The sequence below is a fragment of the Chlorobaculum tepidum TLS genome (assembly GCF_000006985.1).
GTDB classification, from domain to species: domain Bacteria; phylum Bacteroidota; class Chlorobiia; order Chlorobiales; family Chlorobiaceae; genus Chlorobaculum; species Chlorobaculum tepidum.
In genome coordinates this window covers 448,653-465,098 of record NC_002932.3, presented here as the reverse complement: position 1 = coordinate 465,098, position 16,446 = coordinate 448,653, and the positions used below count along the sequence as shown (strand labels likewise).

Annotated in this window: 13 protein-coding genes and 1 pseudogene; all 14 read right to left on the bottom strand. The window is 52.4% G+C overall.

Translation table 11 applies throughout. The annotated features are described in order from the left end of the window. Positions 1 to 123 precede the first annotated feature (123 nt). The gene (locus AYT24_RS10425; RefSeq protein WP_226986841.1) at positions 124 to 2,613 is read right to left on the bottom strand and encodes a glycosyltransferase family 87 protein; all 2,490 of its coding nucleotides are present in this window, start codon (positions 2,611 to 2,613) and stop codon (positions 124 to 126) included. An 80-nt stretch (positions 2,614 to 2,693) separates the two neighbouring features. Continuing rightward, positions 2,694 to 3,805, bottom strand: a pseudogene (locus tag AYT24_RS02135) (glycosyltransferase family 87 protein). A gap of 184 nt (positions 3,806 to 3,989) precedes the next feature. Then, the gene (locus tag AYT24_RS02130) at positions 3,990 to 5,210 is read right to left on the bottom strand and encodes a glycosyltransferase family 87 protein (RefSeq protein WP_010932130.1); all 1,221 of its coding nucleotides are present in this window, start codon (positions 5,208 to 5,210) and stop codon (positions 3,990 to 3,992) included. An 81-nt stretch (positions 5,211 to 5,291) separates the two neighbouring features. After that, a complete protein-coding gene (locus AYT24_RS02125) occupies positions 5,292 to 6,512 on the bottom strand; it encodes a glycosyltransferase family 87 protein (RefSeq protein ID WP_164926862.1) in 1,221 nt (406 codons plus the stop codon). 293 nt (positions 6,513 to 6,805) lie between these two features. After that, positions 6,806 to 6,973, bottom strand: coding sequence for a Flp family type IVb pilin (locus tag AYT24_RS02120; protein WP_010932128.1), 168 nt, complete (start codon positions 6,971 to 6,973; stop codon positions 6,806 to 6,808). A gap of 203 nt (positions 6,974 to 7,176) precedes the next feature. Beyond that, positions 7,177 to 7,902 (bottom strand): prepilin peptidase, encoded by a 726-nt coding sequence (locus AYT24_RS02115; RefSeq protein WP_226986840.1) that lies wholly within the window; start codon positions 7,900 to 7,902, stop codon positions 7,177 to 7,179. Beyond that, positions 7,899 to 8,837 (bottom strand): type II secretion system F family protein, encoded by a 939-nt coding sequence (locus AYT24_RS02110; RefSeq protein WP_010932127.1) that lies wholly within the window; start codon positions 8,835 to 8,837, stop codon positions 7,899 to 7,901. Before AYT24_RS02110 ends, AYT24_RS02115 begins: the two co-directional genes overlap by 4 nt. 17 nt (positions 8,838 to 8,854) lie before the next feature. Next, positions 8,855 to 9,823 (bottom strand): type II secretion system F family protein, encoded by a 969-nt coding sequence (locus AYT24_RS02105; protein ID WP_164927209.1) that lies wholly within the window; start codon positions 9,821 to 9,823, stop codon positions 8,855 to 8,857. Between the two features lie 14 nt (positions 9,824 to 9,837). Next, complete coding sequence (locus AYT24_RS02100; protein ID WP_010932125.1) at positions 9,838 to 11,280, bottom strand: CpaF family protein; 1,443 nt, start codon at positions 11,278 to 11,280, stop codon at positions 9,838 to 9,840. Beyond that, entirely contained in the window at positions 11,256 to 12,404 is a 1,149-nt protein-coding gene (locus AYT24_RS02095; RefSeq protein ID WP_164926861.1) for an AAA family ATPase, read from the bottom strand. Before AYT24_RS02095 ends, AYT24_RS02100 begins: the two co-directional genes overlap by 25 nt. A 6-nt stretch (positions 12,405 to 12,410) precedes the next feature. Next, positions 12,411 to 13,463, bottom strand: a complete 1,053-nt coding sequence (locus tag AYT24_RS02090) for a TadG family pilus assembly protein (protein ID WP_164926860.1) — start codon at positions 13,461 to 13,463, stop codon at positions 12,411 to 12,413. A gap of 6 nt (positions 13,464 to 13,469) precedes the next feature. After that, positions 13,470 to 13,946 carry a TadE/TadG family type IV pilus assembly protein gene (locus AYT24_RS02085; RefSeq protein WP_226986839.1) on the bottom strand — a complete coding sequence of 159 codons (477 nt, stop codon included), beginning with the start codon at positions 13,944 to 13,946 and terminating at the stop codon, positions 13,470 to 13,472. Positions 13,947 to 13,956: 10 nt separating this feature from the next. Continuing rightward, positions 13,957 to 15,594, bottom strand: coding sequence for a type II and III secretion system protein family protein (locus tag AYT24_RS02080; protein ID WP_226986838.1), 1,638 nt, complete (start codon positions 15,592 to 15,594; stop codon positions 13,957 to 13,959). A gap of 6 nt (positions 15,595 to 15,600) precedes the next feature. Next, positions 15,601 to 16,437, bottom strand: coding sequence for a Flp pilus assembly protein CpaB (gene cpaB, locus AYT24_RS02075; RefSeq protein ID WP_010932120.1), 837 nt, complete (start codon positions 16,435 to 16,437; stop codon positions 15,601 to 15,603). Positions 16,438 to 16,446: the final 9 nt, after the last annotated feature.

The window sequence follows — 16,446 nt, the reverse complement described above, 5'->3', positions numbered from 1 at the left end:
AAGCTGCAACAGATAATGACTCTTGAGTGATTACCGGCATTTTGTGATTTATGATGCTGGTATGCCTGCCAACAGTTTTTGGTTAGCGTTCACGGCACTTTGGCGACACAACTTACGGCACACTCACAAACTGATCTTCGCAGGCGCGGCACTGGCCGGAGCGCCTGTCATCGATGCTGTCGTTGCACGACGATACGTCATCCACAACAGACTGCAAAGCACCAGCGGCCCCACCTGCACGTTCAGATGCGCAATGATCTGTACCATCATCAGCAGCGGCAGCAACCACGCCGCCGCGAGCACTGCGCGCTCGCCACGCTGCCAGCCGTAGCGCAACCCGTCCAATGCCAGCCAGGCGATCGGAAAGGCCAGCCACGCCAGGTCGTAAAACAATACATACGGGCTAACCAGAAACGTTGCCGTCATCAGGGATGCTCCACGAAGGTTCCGGTTCTGACAATTGCGCCAGACGCGCCAGACGGCGATCACGGCCACCACAGCAACGATGAAATGAGCGACATACGCCCAGGTGACGGGCGTGCCGAGCAGACGCATGAACGCAAATACTGAGGGCATTTTACTCCAGAGAAGAGATCCGTTTTCAAGACATAAATGCCGGGCATCGCCCAGACTCGCAAGAAACGCTTTCAGCACAGCGGTTCCCAGAATTGCCGTTCCAACCGCCATAAAGGTAATCGCCGTCACGGCAGCGGTTATCAACGTCCGCCACGCCCCAATGGCGAGTAGCGCCACCGGAAAGAGCATCGCAAGATGCGGTTTGATGGCAAGCAGGCCGATGAACACTCCCGCCAGAACAGGACGTCGCTCAAGATTGAGCAATGCCGCGCCGGCAAGTGCGGCGGTCAGAAATCCGTTCTGGCCATCAAAAAAGTTCATCCACAATCCGGAGAAACCGGCCAGGCACCACATCGCCGTCTTATCGCGAATGATGCGGCGAAACACCAAAAGATAGCCGCCCAGCGTTGACAACATGAAGCTCCAGTATGCTGCCGCGTACGGCAGTAACGCCAGGGGCAGAATAAGAAGGTAGTATGAGGGCGGATAGAACCATCCATAAACATCCTGCGGGCCGGGTTCTGCAATTTGCTGAGCCTTGATGAGTGAAGGTATGCTGTAGGCATCCAGTGCATGTCCTGTCAAGGCAAGATGCGATGCAGCCCAGGCCAGGACAAAGTCGCCGGTAACCATATGTTTTGACGTTACCACCAACCCTACGCCAATTCCGAAGAAGAGCGCCAGAAAGATGCGGGAATAAAATATGAGGCGCTCCCGGTTCAGCCAGTGCGCGTCTGCGTTCATGGTCTTTCTCTCTGCTGCGTGTTCGGATTTTTTTGCCATTGTCGAAGTGTTCGCCAGAGAATAACATCGCTTACTGTACAGTCTCGAACTGATCTTCGCAGGCGCGGCACTGGCCGGAGCGCCTGTCATCGATGCTGTCGTTGCACGACGATACGTCATCCACAACAAACTGCCAAGTACCAGTGGACCTACCTGCACTTTCAGCATTGCAGCTATCAGAACCATCATCAGCGGCAGCAACCACGCCGCCACAAGCACTTCGCGCTCTCCGCGCAGCCAGCCGTTGCGCAGACCATCCAATGCCAGCCAGGCGATGGGAAAGGCCAGCCATGCCAGATCGTAATAAAATGCGTATGGGCTGACCAGAAACGTTGCCGTCATCAGAACTGCGTTACGAAGGTTCCGGTTCCGGCAATGGCGCCAGACGCGCCAGACGATGATCACGGCCACCACAGCGACGGCAAACTGGACAGCATATGCCCATGTGGCGGACGTTCCTAGCAGGCGCAGAAACGCAAACACCGAGGGGACTTTATTCCAGAGAAGATGGGTGTTTTCCATAAACAGACGCGCATCGCCCAGACTCGCAAGAAACGCTTTCAGCACAGCGGTTCCCAGAATTGCCGTTCCAGCAGCCATAAAGGTAATCGCCGTCACGGCAGCGGTTATCAACGTCCGCCACGCCCCAATGGCGAGTAGCGCCACCGGAAAGAGCATCGCAAGATGCGGTTTGATGGCAAGCAGGCCGATGAACACTCCCGCCAGAACAGGACGTCGCTCAAAATTGAGCAATGCCGCGCCGGCAAGTGCGGCGGTCAGAAATCCGTTCTGGCCATCAAAAAAGTTCATCCACAATCCGGAGAAACCGGCCAGGCACCACATCGCCGTCTTGCCGCGAATGATGCGGCGAAACACCAAAAGATAGCCGCCCAGCGTTGACAACATGAAAGTCCCGTATGCTGCCAGGTACGGCAGTAACGCCAACGGCAAAATAACAAGGAAGTACGAAGGCGGATAAAACCATGGGTAAGAAACTTTTGCAGCCGGCACACCAATTTGCTGAGCCTTGAAAAGCAAAGGAATGTTGTAGGCGTCTTGAGCATGCCCTGCCAGAGCAAGATACGATGCACCCCAAAATGCAATAAAATCTAAACCGAGAGGGTGCCCTCCTGCGTCAACCATATTTTTTGAAAAATAAACACCCCCTATACCGTAGATAAGGAATAGAGCAAGAAGCAGGCTGGAATAAACTTTGAGGTGCTTCCAGTTCAGCCAGTGCGCTTGTGTTTTCATAGCATTTCCTGCCATTGTGTGTTTGGATATTTTCCAGCATCGTTGGAGTGCCTTACAAAGCCAGGCATAGCAAGTTCTCTTTACGGTAGCGGCTCAAACTGATCAGCATAAGCGTCGGTTGCCATACCACCCATCATCGATGCCGCATTGGCCCGACGCACCGTAATCCACAACAGACTGCAAAGCACCAGCGGCCCTATCTGAAATTTTAGAGCCCCGGCTATTGGACTCATCAGCAACGGCATCAACCATGCCGCCACAAGCGCTTCACGCTCTCCACGCAGCCAGCCGTTGCGCAACCCGTCCACTGCCAGCCATGCAATCGGAAAGGCCAGCCATGCCAGATCGTAATCATACGCGTACGGGCTGACCAGAAAGGTTGCCGTCATCAGGGCTGCTCCGCGCAGGTTCCAGTTCTGACAATGACGCCAGACCTGCCAGACAGCGATCACCGCCACCGCTGCAACGATACAATGAACAACATACGCCCAGGTGACGGGCGTGCCGAGCAGGCGCAGAAACGCAAACACCGAAGGCATTTTCTTCCAGAGAAGAGATCCGTTTTCAAGACATAAATGCCGGGCATCGCCCAGACTCGCGAAAAACGCCTTCAGGACAGCGGTTCCAAGGGTTAGCGTACCAATAGCCATAAACGTAATTGCCGTCACGGCGGCGGTTATCAACGTCCGCCACGCCCCAATGGCGAGTAGCGCCACCGGAAAAAGCACCGCAAGATGCGGTTTGATGGCAAGCAGACCGATAAACACTCCCGCCAGAACAGGCCGACGCTCAAGGCTGAGCAGTGCTATCCCGGCGATGGCCGCGGTCAGAAAGCCGTTCTGGCCGCAATAGAGGTTTCCCCACAATCCGGAGAAACCGGCAAGACACCACATCGCCGTCTTGCCACGGACGAGACGACGCAACACCAGAAGATAGCCGCCAGAGTTGACAACATGAAGGTCCAGTATGCCACCAGATACGGCAGTAACGCCAGCGGCAGTACAACGAGGTAAAACGACGGAGGGTAGAGCCATATATAACGGCCCTTGAATGCCGGTGTAACAAGTTGTTCAGTCTTTAACAGCAAGGAACTGTTGTAGGCGTCCTGAGCATGTCCCGTCAAGGCAAGATGCGATGCCGCCCAGAATTGTATAAAGTCAGCGCCAAACGGTATCCCTTGCAGGTCATACATGTTTTTCAAGATAGCTGCACCAATGCAAGAAACAAGATATCCGGCCAGGAAGATGCCGGAATAAAGTGTGAGGCGCTCCCGATTCAGCCAATGCGCTTCGGCCTTCGTGGTCTCTCTATCTGTTACATATTCGAATTTTTTCGGCATCGTTGAAGTGTTTTGCGGAATCAGGCAAGGCGAGTTCCTATGGTACAGTCTCGAACTGCGCTGCATGGTCATCGATTGCCGTAGCCCCCGTCATCGATGTTTTCGTTGCACGACGATACGTCATCCACAGCAGGCTGCAAAGCACTATCGGCCCTATCTGCACTTTCACCGCTTCAGCTATTGGTATCATGAGGACCGGAAACAACCAGGCCGCCACCAGCACTTCGCGTTCACCACGCAGCCAGCCGTTGCGCAACCCGTCCACTGCCAGCCATGCAATCGGAAAAGCCAGCCAGGCCAGGTCATAATCATACACGTATGGACTGACCAGAAAGGTTGCCGTCATCAGGGCTGCGTTTCGAAGCTCCCAGTTCCGGCAATGACGCCAGACGCGCCAGACAGCGATCACCGCCCCCGCGGCAACGAAGAAATGAATAGCATACGCCCATGTGACGGGCGTTCCGAGCAAACGCAAAAAAACAAACATCGAGGGCATTTTCTTCCATGGAAGGCCTCCGTTTTCCAGAAACAGACGAGCATAGCCCAGATTTGCGAAAAATCCCTTCAGCACCGCAGTACCAAGGGTCGCCGTGCCAATGGCCATAAACGTGATTGCCGTCACGGCGGCGGTTATCAACGTCCGCCACGCCCCAATAGCGAGTAACGCCACCGGAAAGAGCATCGCAAGATGCGGTTTGATGGCAAGCAGGCCAATAAACAGCCCGGCCACAACCGGCCTTCGCTCAACGGCAAGGAGAGCCGCACCGGCAAGTGCTGCGGTCAGGAATCCATTCTGGCCGCAAATGAGGTTTACCCACAATCCGGAGAACGCTGCCAGACACCACATCGCAATGTTGCCACGAACGATGCGGCGAAACACCAGAAGATAACCCCACAGCGTTGAGAGCATGAAGGTCCAGTATGCTGCCACGTAAGGCAGTAACGCCAGAGGAAGCACAACAAAATAGAACGACGGAGGGTAGGCCCATATATAAGTGAACCTGAATACCGGTATTACGAGTTGTTCAGCCTTTAACAGCAGGGAATTGTTGTAAGCGTCCTGAGCATGCCCTGTCAAGGCAAGATGCGAGGCCCCCCAGAATGTTATAAAATCAGCACCAAACGGTATCCCATTCAGGCCAAACTTTTTTTTTGCAATAAAAACACACCCTAAGCCAAACACAAAAAATCCAGCCAGAAAGATGCGGGGATATATGGTAAGACGCTCCCAGTTCAGCCAATGCGCGTCCGATTTCATGACCTCTTTATCTCTTTCGTATTCCGCGATTTTTTGGGCATCGTCGAAGTGTTTTCCAGAATCAAGCGAAAAAAGTTCCGCTTACGGTACCGTTCCGAGCTGATCGTCATAGGCGTCGGTTGCAAGGGCACCAGCCATCGATGCGGCCGTTGCACGACGATACGTCACCCACAACAGGCTGCAAAGCACCAGCGGCCCTATCTGCACTTTCACCGCTTCAGCTATCACGGCCATCAGCAACGGCAACAACCAGGCTGCGACCAGCACTTCACGCTCGCCCCGCAACCAGCCGTTGCGCAAACCATCCAATGACAGCCAGGCGATCGGAAAGGCCAGCCAGGCAAGGTCGTAATCAAACACATACGGGCTGACCAGAAACGTTGCCGTCATCAGGGCTGCACCGCGCAGGTTTCGATCTTCGCAACGACGCCACACACGCCAGACGACGATTACTGCCGCTATGGCTACGGCACAATGGGCAATATACGCCCCGGCGACGGGCATTCCGAGCAAGCGCATGAACACAAAAACGGAGGGCATTTTTATCCATTCAAGAATGCCGTTTTCCAGAAACAGACGAGCATCGCCAATGCTCGCAAGGAAGCCCTTCAATACGGCGATTCCGAAAGTTGCCATACCAATAGCCATAAAGGTGACCGCTGTCACGGCAGCGGTTACCAACGTTCGCCACGCGCCAATAGCGAGTAATGCCACCGGAAAGAGCATCGCAAGATGCGGTTTGATGGCAAGCAGCCCGATGAACACTCCTGCCAGAACAGGACGTCGCTCAACGGTGAGCAGTGCCAAGCCGGCAAGTGATGCAGTCAGGAATCCGTTCTGGCCGCAGAAAAAGTTTATCCACAATCCGGAGAATGCCGCCAGACACCACATCGCGATGTTGCCACGAACGATGCGGCGAAACACCAGAAGATAACCCCACAGCGTTGAGAGCATAAAGGTCCAGTATGCTGTCACGTAAGGCAGTAACGCCAATGGCAGCACAACAAGATAGAAGGTGGGCGGGTAGAACCATGCGTAAGCAACTTTTGAAGCCGATATGGCAAGTTGCTGAGCCTTGAAAAGCAAGGGTATTTTGTAGGCGTCTTGAGCATGTCCCGTCAAGGCAAGATGCGATGCAGCCCAGAATGTCATAAAATCGTATCCAAGCGGCTTTCCTTTAATGTCAAGCATATTTTTCGACATCAGAACCCACACCAGACCAAGGATAAGGAACAGAGCCAGAAAAATTCGGGGATAAACAGTAAGACGCTCCCGGTTCAGCCAGTGCTTATCTGATTTCATGGTATCTGTTTCTACAGGTTCTGATTTACTGAGAAAAAAAGAGTCCCCACCCTGTTTTAGAGGCGCCAATTTCTTTACAAATATCTGATTTTCAAAAAAGGAATCACCGGGATATTGCGCATGTAGCGGGTTTAATGAACGCAATTTTCAGAGTTGTCCCGTAATGAAGAACCCCGCCGCAAGCAGCGGGGTATCTTGAAGGCAATACTTGAATACTTTACGCCGTAAACGGCGGGGTATTTACCCTTAGGAAATAAAGTTTTATTACCCGACAGCAGCAATATGTACGGTGGTCAGTTCGGCGGCGCACTGGAAAAAGCGTTTACGACGCTGACAAGCAAAGTTACCAGATTTTGACCGACCTGCGAAAGAGCCAGAATCGTAACCGTAGAGATCAAAGCAGCAATCAAAGCGTACTCGATCATGGTGACGCCCTTTTGTGAGTTGATACTTTTTAGCATAGTACCTCCTGATCAAAATAGTGAAGACTGTCGATTCCCGAAATTGATCATGCACTTCCTGAAAAGGAAGGGACAAAACCCGATACCCAAACCGCCAGCCCTTAGACTAAAAGGGGTGATAGCACATTATTCAAGACAGAATGGCACTGAGAAAAAACAGATAGCGTTGAGCGTGAATACCGGATAACCGTTGCCAAATCAACCTAAATCGAGTAATGAGCAGCCCACAAGCCCCACGCCAGCGCAGCTACCACAAGAGCTGGTCCAAATGGCCATTCTGCCTCGGGGCTCAGGCCTTTGAAGCGTCGCCACACCAGATACCAGACTACGGTAACCACACTACCCAACGCCACCACGTAAAGGACACCGTCAGGACCCCACCAGGCGGCCAGCGCTGCCAGAAGTTTGAGGTCACCACCTCCGATACCACTAACGCCCCTGATACGATGGAATATCCAGGCAAAACCGCCAAGCAGGACCAGCACTACAACAGCAGATGCCGCACTGACGGCCAGACTTTGCCGGGTAAACCCAGCATAGCTGCTGAGGAGGCCCGCCAACCCCAGCGGAAGAACAATCCAGTCCGGCAGCAGGGTGGTGTCCCAGTCAATGAGAGCAAGCAAAAGCAGAGTGCTGGCCAAAGCGGCCCATAGAAACGTGCCCCAGAATACCGGCTGGTTAGCGGTATCGGCTGCGGAGGCCCACAAGCCGGCGTTGACCACCGGCACCCAAATACGTCGAGCCTTCGGAACGGGTTGCTCCAGGCCGCCACCGGGGCCCTGCCATTCGTTCAGAGGAACCTGGGCACGCTGCAAAACCTTATGCGGAATAATACGGCCCAAAGACACCAGGCACACCCCTGCCCATGCACCAGCCACCCACCATGGCCAGTCTGTAAAAAAAAGATGCACCATGGGGCTGAAACTCACTTATGTTTTAAAACATCAATCAACTGAAGGATTGCCGGCCCCAGCATCACGATCAAAAGTGTCGGAAAAATAAACAGGCCGAGCGGCAGTACCAGTTTGACGGGGATTTTGGCGGCAAGCTCCTCGGCACGCTGAGTACGTTTTGTGCGCATCACTTCTGACTGCACACGTAACGATTCTGCCATGCTGGTACCAAATTTTTCAGCCTGTATGAGCATGGAAACAAGGTCATGCAACTCATCAAGAGATGTTCGCAGTGCCATGTTGCGCAATGAGTCAATGCGGGTAGCGCCGGCTCGCATTTCAAGACCGGCAAGATAAAACTCCTGAGCGAGGTCGGGGTGGGTGCGGGCCATTTCCTGCGATATACGGGCTATGGCAGCGTCGATGCTCATACCCGACTCAGTACAGACGACCATAAGCTCTATCATATCGGGCAGGCTGTTACGCATGCGTTCGACACGTTTTTTGGTGATGAAGTCCATCACTATTTCAGGCAGGTAATAACCTGCTGCTGCCGAGAGCAGCATAAAAATCAAGAAAAGAATGACGGGGAGCTTGGGCTGAGCGAAACGCAGAAACAAAAACAGCATCACCGGCAACCCAAATACGAGCAGGGTTTTAACGGCATAGTAGTATTGAGGTGCATTTTTGTTGCGAATGCCTGCCTGCAAAAACCTCGTCCGAACGGTGGAGCTTTGCCACCCCTCTTCCGGAAGCGAGAGTTTTGAGAGAATATTGATGACTGTGTCTATTTTTTGCGGTGTTGGCTTCCTGGGTGAAGCAACGTCGGCTGGGGCCCAGCGCTGGCGAACGATTTGACTCAGTCTTTTTTTGACGGTGTTACTGAGCCACCAATTGTACAACGCAAACACAACCGAAGCTACAGCAGCACCCGAGAGCACTATGGTCAAAAATTGCAGGGCGTCTAACATTGTGGACGTTGCTTGGGTTAAACCTTGATCTTAACCATGTTGTTAAGCACATACATGCCAACAAGCATGAGCCCCCCAGCGATGTAAAGAAGGGTGTGACCTTGGGGAGTGTTAAAGAGCGGCAGGATGTACCGGGGGTTTATGAGAGAGATAATAGTTGCGAATACAAATGGCATACTGCCCAGCACCAGGGCTGATATGCGCCCTTCAGACGAAAGCGTGCGAACCTTGCCACGCAACTTGAAGCGTTCGCGTATGGTTGTGGCCAACCCACCGAGCAGTTCGGCGAGGTTGCCGCCAGTTTCATGCTGTATCATGAGAGCGATAACAAAGAAACTGATATCGTTGCTACGAATACGATTAGAGAGGTGGGCGAAGGCTTCTTTGAATGGGATACCGAAGTTCATTTCATCGAAGACGGTTTTGAATTCACCACCCAAGGGATCGGGGAACTCCTTGCCAATCATACCAATGGCAGAGGAAAGACTGTGGCCGGCACGCAGTGAGCGAGAGATGTAGTCGAGCGCTTCGGGGAGTTTTGCCTCGAAAGCCATGCGCCGCTTCTTGGCCTTTCGGGATAACCACATAACAGGCATGCTGGCAATAGCGACAGCCAGCACAAGCAGGAACAGAATGTTGGTTTTGGTCAGAAGACCAGCCAGCAGCACTACCGCAAACAAGGCAAGCATAAGACCAAGGACGCTCCCTGCACTGAAAGAGCTGCGAGATTGCTGAACGAGGTTAACAAGTTTCTCAAATGCTCTGGATCGTGAACGTAACCACGTTTCAAGTTCATGCTCCTCAAGGTTCGTTAGCAAGCTGCTCGGAGCTTGCCCACCCCATTGAATAGTGGTCTGGATATTCTTCAGCCTCTGATTTTTGGATTTGTTGTTGGGATCGAAAAACCGGGACCAAACCAAATACACCAACCACATGATCAGCAGAACCGCAAAAAAAACAGATAATGATAACAAAAACGTGGTCATGATGTGCACAAAGTTTAGTCTTTGGAGTCGGGGTCAAAGATCCCTTCGCTAAGATTGAGACCGAAAGTGCGTATTTTTTCATAAACTCTGGGACGCACGCCCGTAGCTTTGAACACTCCCTGAACAGATCCGTCCGAATTAGTGCCGGTACGCTGGAAAAAAAAGATATCCTGTGTGGTAATGACATCGCCTTCCATGCCGATGATCTCCTGGATATGGGTGATCTTTCGGGTACCATCACTGAGTCGCGAAACCTGGATGATAAATTGAACCGAAGAGGCGATAAGCTGACGCAACGCCTTGCTGGGCAGATTGATACCACCAAGTCCCACAAGGTTTTCAAGTCGGGCTATCGCATCACGTGGACTATTGGCGTGAATGGTGGTGAGTGAACCATCGTGGCCGGTGTTCATGGCCTGCAGCATGTCGATCACCTCGGAGCTACGAACCTCACCCAGCACGATGCGGTCTGGCCTCATGCGCAGAGAGTTTTTCACCAGCGCGCGCATGGTGACTTCACCTTTATTTTCAATGTTTGGCGGGCGCGTCTCCAGGCGAATAACATGATCCTGCTGAAGCTGAAGCTCGGCAGTGTCTTCGATGGTGATGATACGCTCGTTGTACGGAATATAACCCGAAAGAATGTTGAGCAACGTGGTTTTTCCCGAGCCGGTACCACCTGAGATAATGATGTTGCACTTGACTTTCACCAGAGCCGACAACAGTTCGGCCATGGTTGGCGTAAGTGTTTTTTTTTCGATGAGGTCGTGCATTTGCAGAGGCACAACCGCAAAGCGCCTTATGGTAAGTGCAGGGCCGTCGAGTGCCAATGGCGGAATGATGGCGTTGACGCGCGAACCATCGGGAAGGCGGGCATCGACCATGGGGCTTGATTCATCGATACGCCGCCCCACGTGAGAGACGATCTTGTCTATGATTTTCATGAGGTGAGCATCGTCGCTGAAGCGAATGTCGGTCAAGGAAATGCATCCTTTTTTTTCTACATAGACATTCTGGTAACCGTTGACCATGATTTCAGAAATGTCAGGGTCTGCCAGCAAAGGCTCCAAAGGACCCAAACCCAGGATTTCATTTTTGAGGTCGGTCACCAATTTGCTGCGCTCCTGATGATTGAGGGGCAGCGCCTCCTCTTCGATCAATCTGGTAAGCAGCATACCCAGCTCATTGCGCAACTGATCGGCATCGAGGCTCTCTATCGAGTTGAGATCGATGCGGGTGAGGAGCTTCTGGTGCAGCTTTGTCTTGGCCGAGTAATAGTCAGGATCGCCGTTGGATTCCTTGTTTTTTTTCGCTGCTACGGGAACTGACGCTACCGGAGCCTGAACGACAGGCGCTTTCTCAGGCACATCAGCGGTCTCGGGGGCTGAGGAAGAAAAATCTGCTCCTCTTTTGAGGGAGAGATTCCAGCGAGCTATTTGATCTTTAAGCGTTCCCATATCGAGCGTTTATTAGGCCGACTGACGCCGTTGAGGTGCAAGGCCCAGTCAACGATGGTTTTGGAAAGCTGGGATTTGGGCGCAACTTTCAGCACTGACTGACCAGACAAGAGTGATTCCTGCATGGCATCCTCATCCTGAGGAATGCGCTTGCTGATTGGTCTGCCAATAACTTTTTCTATTTCATCACTGGTAATGCGAGAATTTGTGTCAGCTCGGTTAAGGATGATTTCGATGCGAGAAATTGGTTTTTCAAATTCTTTACAGAGTTTGAGCAGTTGACCCGCCCGGCGCAGCGATTGGAGTGACGGGGTGGTTACGATGCAGAGTTCATCAAGGTGTTCGAGAACCCAAACACCAACATGGTCTATAGATGCTCCAAAATCAACAATAATGTAGTCGTAAAAGCTTGCCGCAATGTGAATGAGATCGCTCACTCGCTCAGGTTCGATATTCACGATTTTTTCGAACGTTGCAGGCGAGGGAATGAGGTCGAGCGAGGGACTGATATGCTGCACCATGGTGTCGAGCAGCGACTTGTCGAGCCGGTCGCTTGCATTGGAAATGTCAGCAAGATCCTGACTGTGGGTGTTTCCGCTAAGATACATGTCAAGGTCACCAAAGGGCAAAGAAATGTCTACCGCCAGCACATGAATGTCAGGCTCCTGAGAAAGCGCAAATGCAAAGTTGGCCGCTATGCAGGAGCCGCCATCCCCCCCTTTGGCAGAGACAAATCCAAAAACCCTCTTCTGCCTGATGATCGCACCTTTGGTACGAAGAAAAGCCCTCTCGATAACCTGTTGCAGGGTTCTTTCGGAGCTATCGTCGATGACTTCACGCACACCGGCGCGCATAAGCGTCAACAACTGTTCAGGCCCTGCCTGCGGGTCCAGTACCACAATAGTAGCATGAGGCAGCGCAAGACAGAGCTTTTCCAGCTCCCAAATGAAGCCGGGATCGGTGGATTTAAAGCCAACTATGAATACAACGTCAGGGTCTTTTGCCTTGATCTGGCGAACCATCTCCCCTGACTCGCCCAGAAGTCGAGTCAGGTGGTGTTGACCCAGTTCAAGCTGCGAATCGGAAACATCCCATGGCTGTGGAGAATATGTAACTATGTTCATATACTTTTATTTGACCAAAAAGGGAGGAGTGTAAGCGCCGTAAGGGATGCCAGTGCCGTTACCGGGATGGAGACTGGGAACCATAGACTGAGGGATGAGATGACCTGTAACAACACTCTTGTTGCCATGTTTAACCACACCCGTAATATGAAAACCGGCAATCGCAATAACAGTCTGAGAAGAGTGCGTAGCAACATTGTCAACAACCGGCACAGCAACATCAACGTTGGTGGGAACACTGTCGTATACAGTCGCCTCGGTACCCGGTTGAATCCAGATGGAATCACCAATGGATAATGGAATACTATTTCCATTTTTAATCAGATCTCTTATAAATGGAACGTTGTTAGCATCTGTCTGAAAACTGGTCCATTGGCCCGAGTCGCATGAAGCGCCAGCTCCACCAGAGTAAACGCTATAGACCTGAATTTCATAGGGCTGCCCTGTTGCCGGATCCAGCTTTGGAGTGTTATGCACTGAATCCCAAAAAAGATTGAACAGACATCCGCCAATAGCCATGGGAAACAAGCCCGTACCGCCTGTTGGTGGCGATACCGCAGCAATAGCAGTAGCCTGAACTGTACCTTCAGGAATACCCAGAATCGGAGCGAAAAAAAATTTCAGGTGAGAAAGGGTAATTGTAACCTGCACAGCGGGGATATTTCCATCCCCTGTATGAGTTACCAAACCGGTATTGGAAGTAAATGACGGCGTTATGAGGTTCCAGTAGCCCGGCTGAATGGCCACATTCACATCCTGCTCTTGCCGATGTTGCCCAATCGTCTTGCCATCTGCGGAGTTGACGTCTGCAAATTCCTGCGCTTTGGCCGTAGCCGCTGACCAATTGAACGTCTGCAATGATGTGTCGATGAGTGAACCGGCGCCAGCCAGCGCAGCGGCGTCGGCCGCGTTCTGAAGTTCGGCCTTAACCAGATGGAGACGAGTCAGGTCAACCGCCAGCGCAATAAGACCAACCAATACCATCAATACCAATGCGAACAAAATGGTTACTACACCACGCTGGCTATGAAGGCGTTTGATGGAGCGTAAACGTGCCATGATTACTTAATCCTCCTCAAGCCTCATTATGGTTGTGGACGATAAGTGCAACACATCCGATAAAATGTAAATCCCCGTATAATCAATGCCGGTTGTGACGGAAACAGACCTCTGGCCATGAACGGTACCACCCAAAACCTGACATTGTATCTGAAGGTTCATGTTAGGCCCAAAATTGATCAGGTCTTGCTGGCAGACAGCGTTGGCAGCATCACAGGCTCTCTGCTGAACATTTGCATTGATTAAATTTCCATTGCTGTCGTAGTTGCTTGCATAATACAAGGCTCCGGTACGCGCTCCCTGACGGCTTGCAATGCAAAGCACGGTTTTATCGTAAAGGGCTATCGAAAAAGTAACCATCCCGAAAAGGAGAAGCAGAAAAATGGGAAGGATAAACGCAAATTCTACCATCACCGCACCCTTCTGAAATTGAGCATGCTTCGGCGCCTGCGCGTGACGCATGGCGGCGGTATTTGCGTGCATCCTGTTCATGTTATTTCGAGCCTTGAAGTTTTCCTTCGAGAAAAAGCCTATTTGGACCAGGCGGAACAAACCTGTCTGTCGGAAGCTCCGGCACGGTATCGCTTGCTTTGACCAGTGTCGGGCGAACAATGACGATGACCTCGACCTTTTCAGAATCCATCGAAGTGTGACGGAACAATGCGCCGAGCAGGGGAAGTTGACCCAGCAAAGGCACGGCCTCGATTGTTTCGGTAAGTTTGTCTTTCAGAAGGCCGCCGATAACAAGGTTCTGTCCCTCGTTCATTTCAACGGTGGTGGAAGCCGCACTGACTTTAAAGGCAGGCAAATTATACAGGCTTCCTGCAGATTGGAATTGCGAGTCGGGCTCAGAGACCTCGGGAGCAACCTTGAGCGAAATACGGCCTGCATCCAGCACGGTAGGAGTAAATCGCAACCCTACACCATAGGTGCGTTCCTGATAGTCGACTGCTCCGTTTCCTGTTGGGGTAGGTGTATAAATTTTGCCTCCAACCAGAAAATACCCTTCCTGACCACTCATGGCGACAATGGTGGGTTCAGCCAGCATTTTAATCCAGTTTTTTTGACTATCTGCTTCAACCTTAAGATTTCCGCTATTCTTCAGGAGGAGGTTGAGCGTTGCGTTGCTGACAAACCCTGTCATAAGGCTGCTGCCTGCGGTGCTGCCCACGCCTTGCGTCCAGCTGAAGCCCAGAGCTTCCATGTAGGACTTCGAAACTTCAGCAATGCGCACTTCGAGGCGGACCTGCTGCGGATCGCGTATTTTGAGAAGGTTGATAAAACCATGAATGCCGGAAGATGCCACTGTCGCAGCACCAGACATACCTGCGGCGCTGGCGACTCCAGTCATGCCTGATATACTGGTTCCCCCCGATGTGCCCGTCGCTGCCTCGCTTTTCTTGGTCAGGGTGGCTTCTGGGGTAACATCCGGAACTGTGCCCCCCAAAAAGGTTTTTACCAGGCGGATAGCGGTTTCAGCAGCCAAAGCGTTGGACACGGAACCAGCCAATACCAAGGCATCCCCTGAGGAGTATAGCTGAATATCGTGCTCTTTCGGCAAAACAGCTCTCAACAGGTCCTGTATGGGTTTGACATTCCGGCTGACAACCAGCGGAGCAGTGGTGAAGTTGCCGTTTTTGCCCCAGACAATAAGATTGGTAGCGCCTGTTTTTTTGCCCGACAGATAGAGTTCTGAGGGGCTGATCATAATAAAATCTGCAATGGCAGGGTCCCCCACAGCAACACGCTTGGCTGGCACGGCAAGCCGGTAGACCCTGGATTCACCTTCAGGAACAGAATAGCTCGAAGGTGCGTATGCAGAAAAATCCATCGCACTAGCGCGTACGCGTGAGTACTTTTTTGCCACGTACGCAGGAGCAGCCTTTTTAGCCGCAGGCGCAGGAGTGGTTTTTGGAGTTACAAATGCAGGGGCGGCTGTTTTGGCTACGGTTGCCGGTGCGACCTGTTTTGCGGGTGCAGGAGTAGCCTTTTTAGCTACGGGTTCCGATGCGACCACTGCAAGCACAGAGGCTGGAGAGGCCAGTACAACCACGGGAACTGCGCCAGCAAGTGCCACAAGAGCACTCATTCCGCAGGCCAGACGCTTTACGCATGTCAAATTCATGTCCATGTTGGCTTATGGTGTGGTAGCTTGTTGGCGGCTGATGCCGCGAATTTCTTCGACTCCACGGTATTGACGCGCCGGTACAGCTTGTGAAACCTGCGCCGGTGCAGCTTGTGAAGCCTGCACAGGTGCAGCTTGTTTAAACTGAGAAGATGTATTTGGAACACCACGCTGCGGGTAGACAACATCAGACAGACGGACGCCTACAGAGTTTACTACGGTGGTGTCAAGTTCGTTGCGCAGAACCAGGGAAAGCGCGCCGATGTTCCGGGCCAGATCCAGTTTTTCTGATTCTTGCGGTGAAAGCTCGAGGGTCACCGCGTTCACAACTTTCGGTTTGTCTTTTTCCGCAACGGTATCCTGCTCCACAGCCAATACCTTGACTTTCGACAGCACTATTCGGGAAAAAGGCTGGCCGCTGACATCTCTGCCGCTGACCAGAATATCCACATAACTGCCCGGAAGGGCAAATCCGGCAACCCCGACGACGTCATTCACACGAACACTAATGGCGCGCTTGCCTGCCGGGATTATCGAAGACAATCCGCCGGTCGCGCCGATTGGAGCCAGCTTACCAGGAAGAACAGGCTCACCGGGGATCATGGGAACCAAGGCAATTCGACCAACCACGTCCGCAGTACGGCTGAAGGCCTCTTGCGGCACAACTGAACCCGACCAACTGATCGCTTTGATTTGTCCTGCCAAAATAGGCCTGCCGGCGGCGATGGGCTGTTCCACAATGACTACACTGGGCCCTGAAGCCTTGGGGCCGCTCATCCAGCGGGCCGCGATGAAAGCCGTCATCGCACCCAAGGTGAGTGCGATGACAACAAAGATTGGTCGTTTCACTGTTAATCT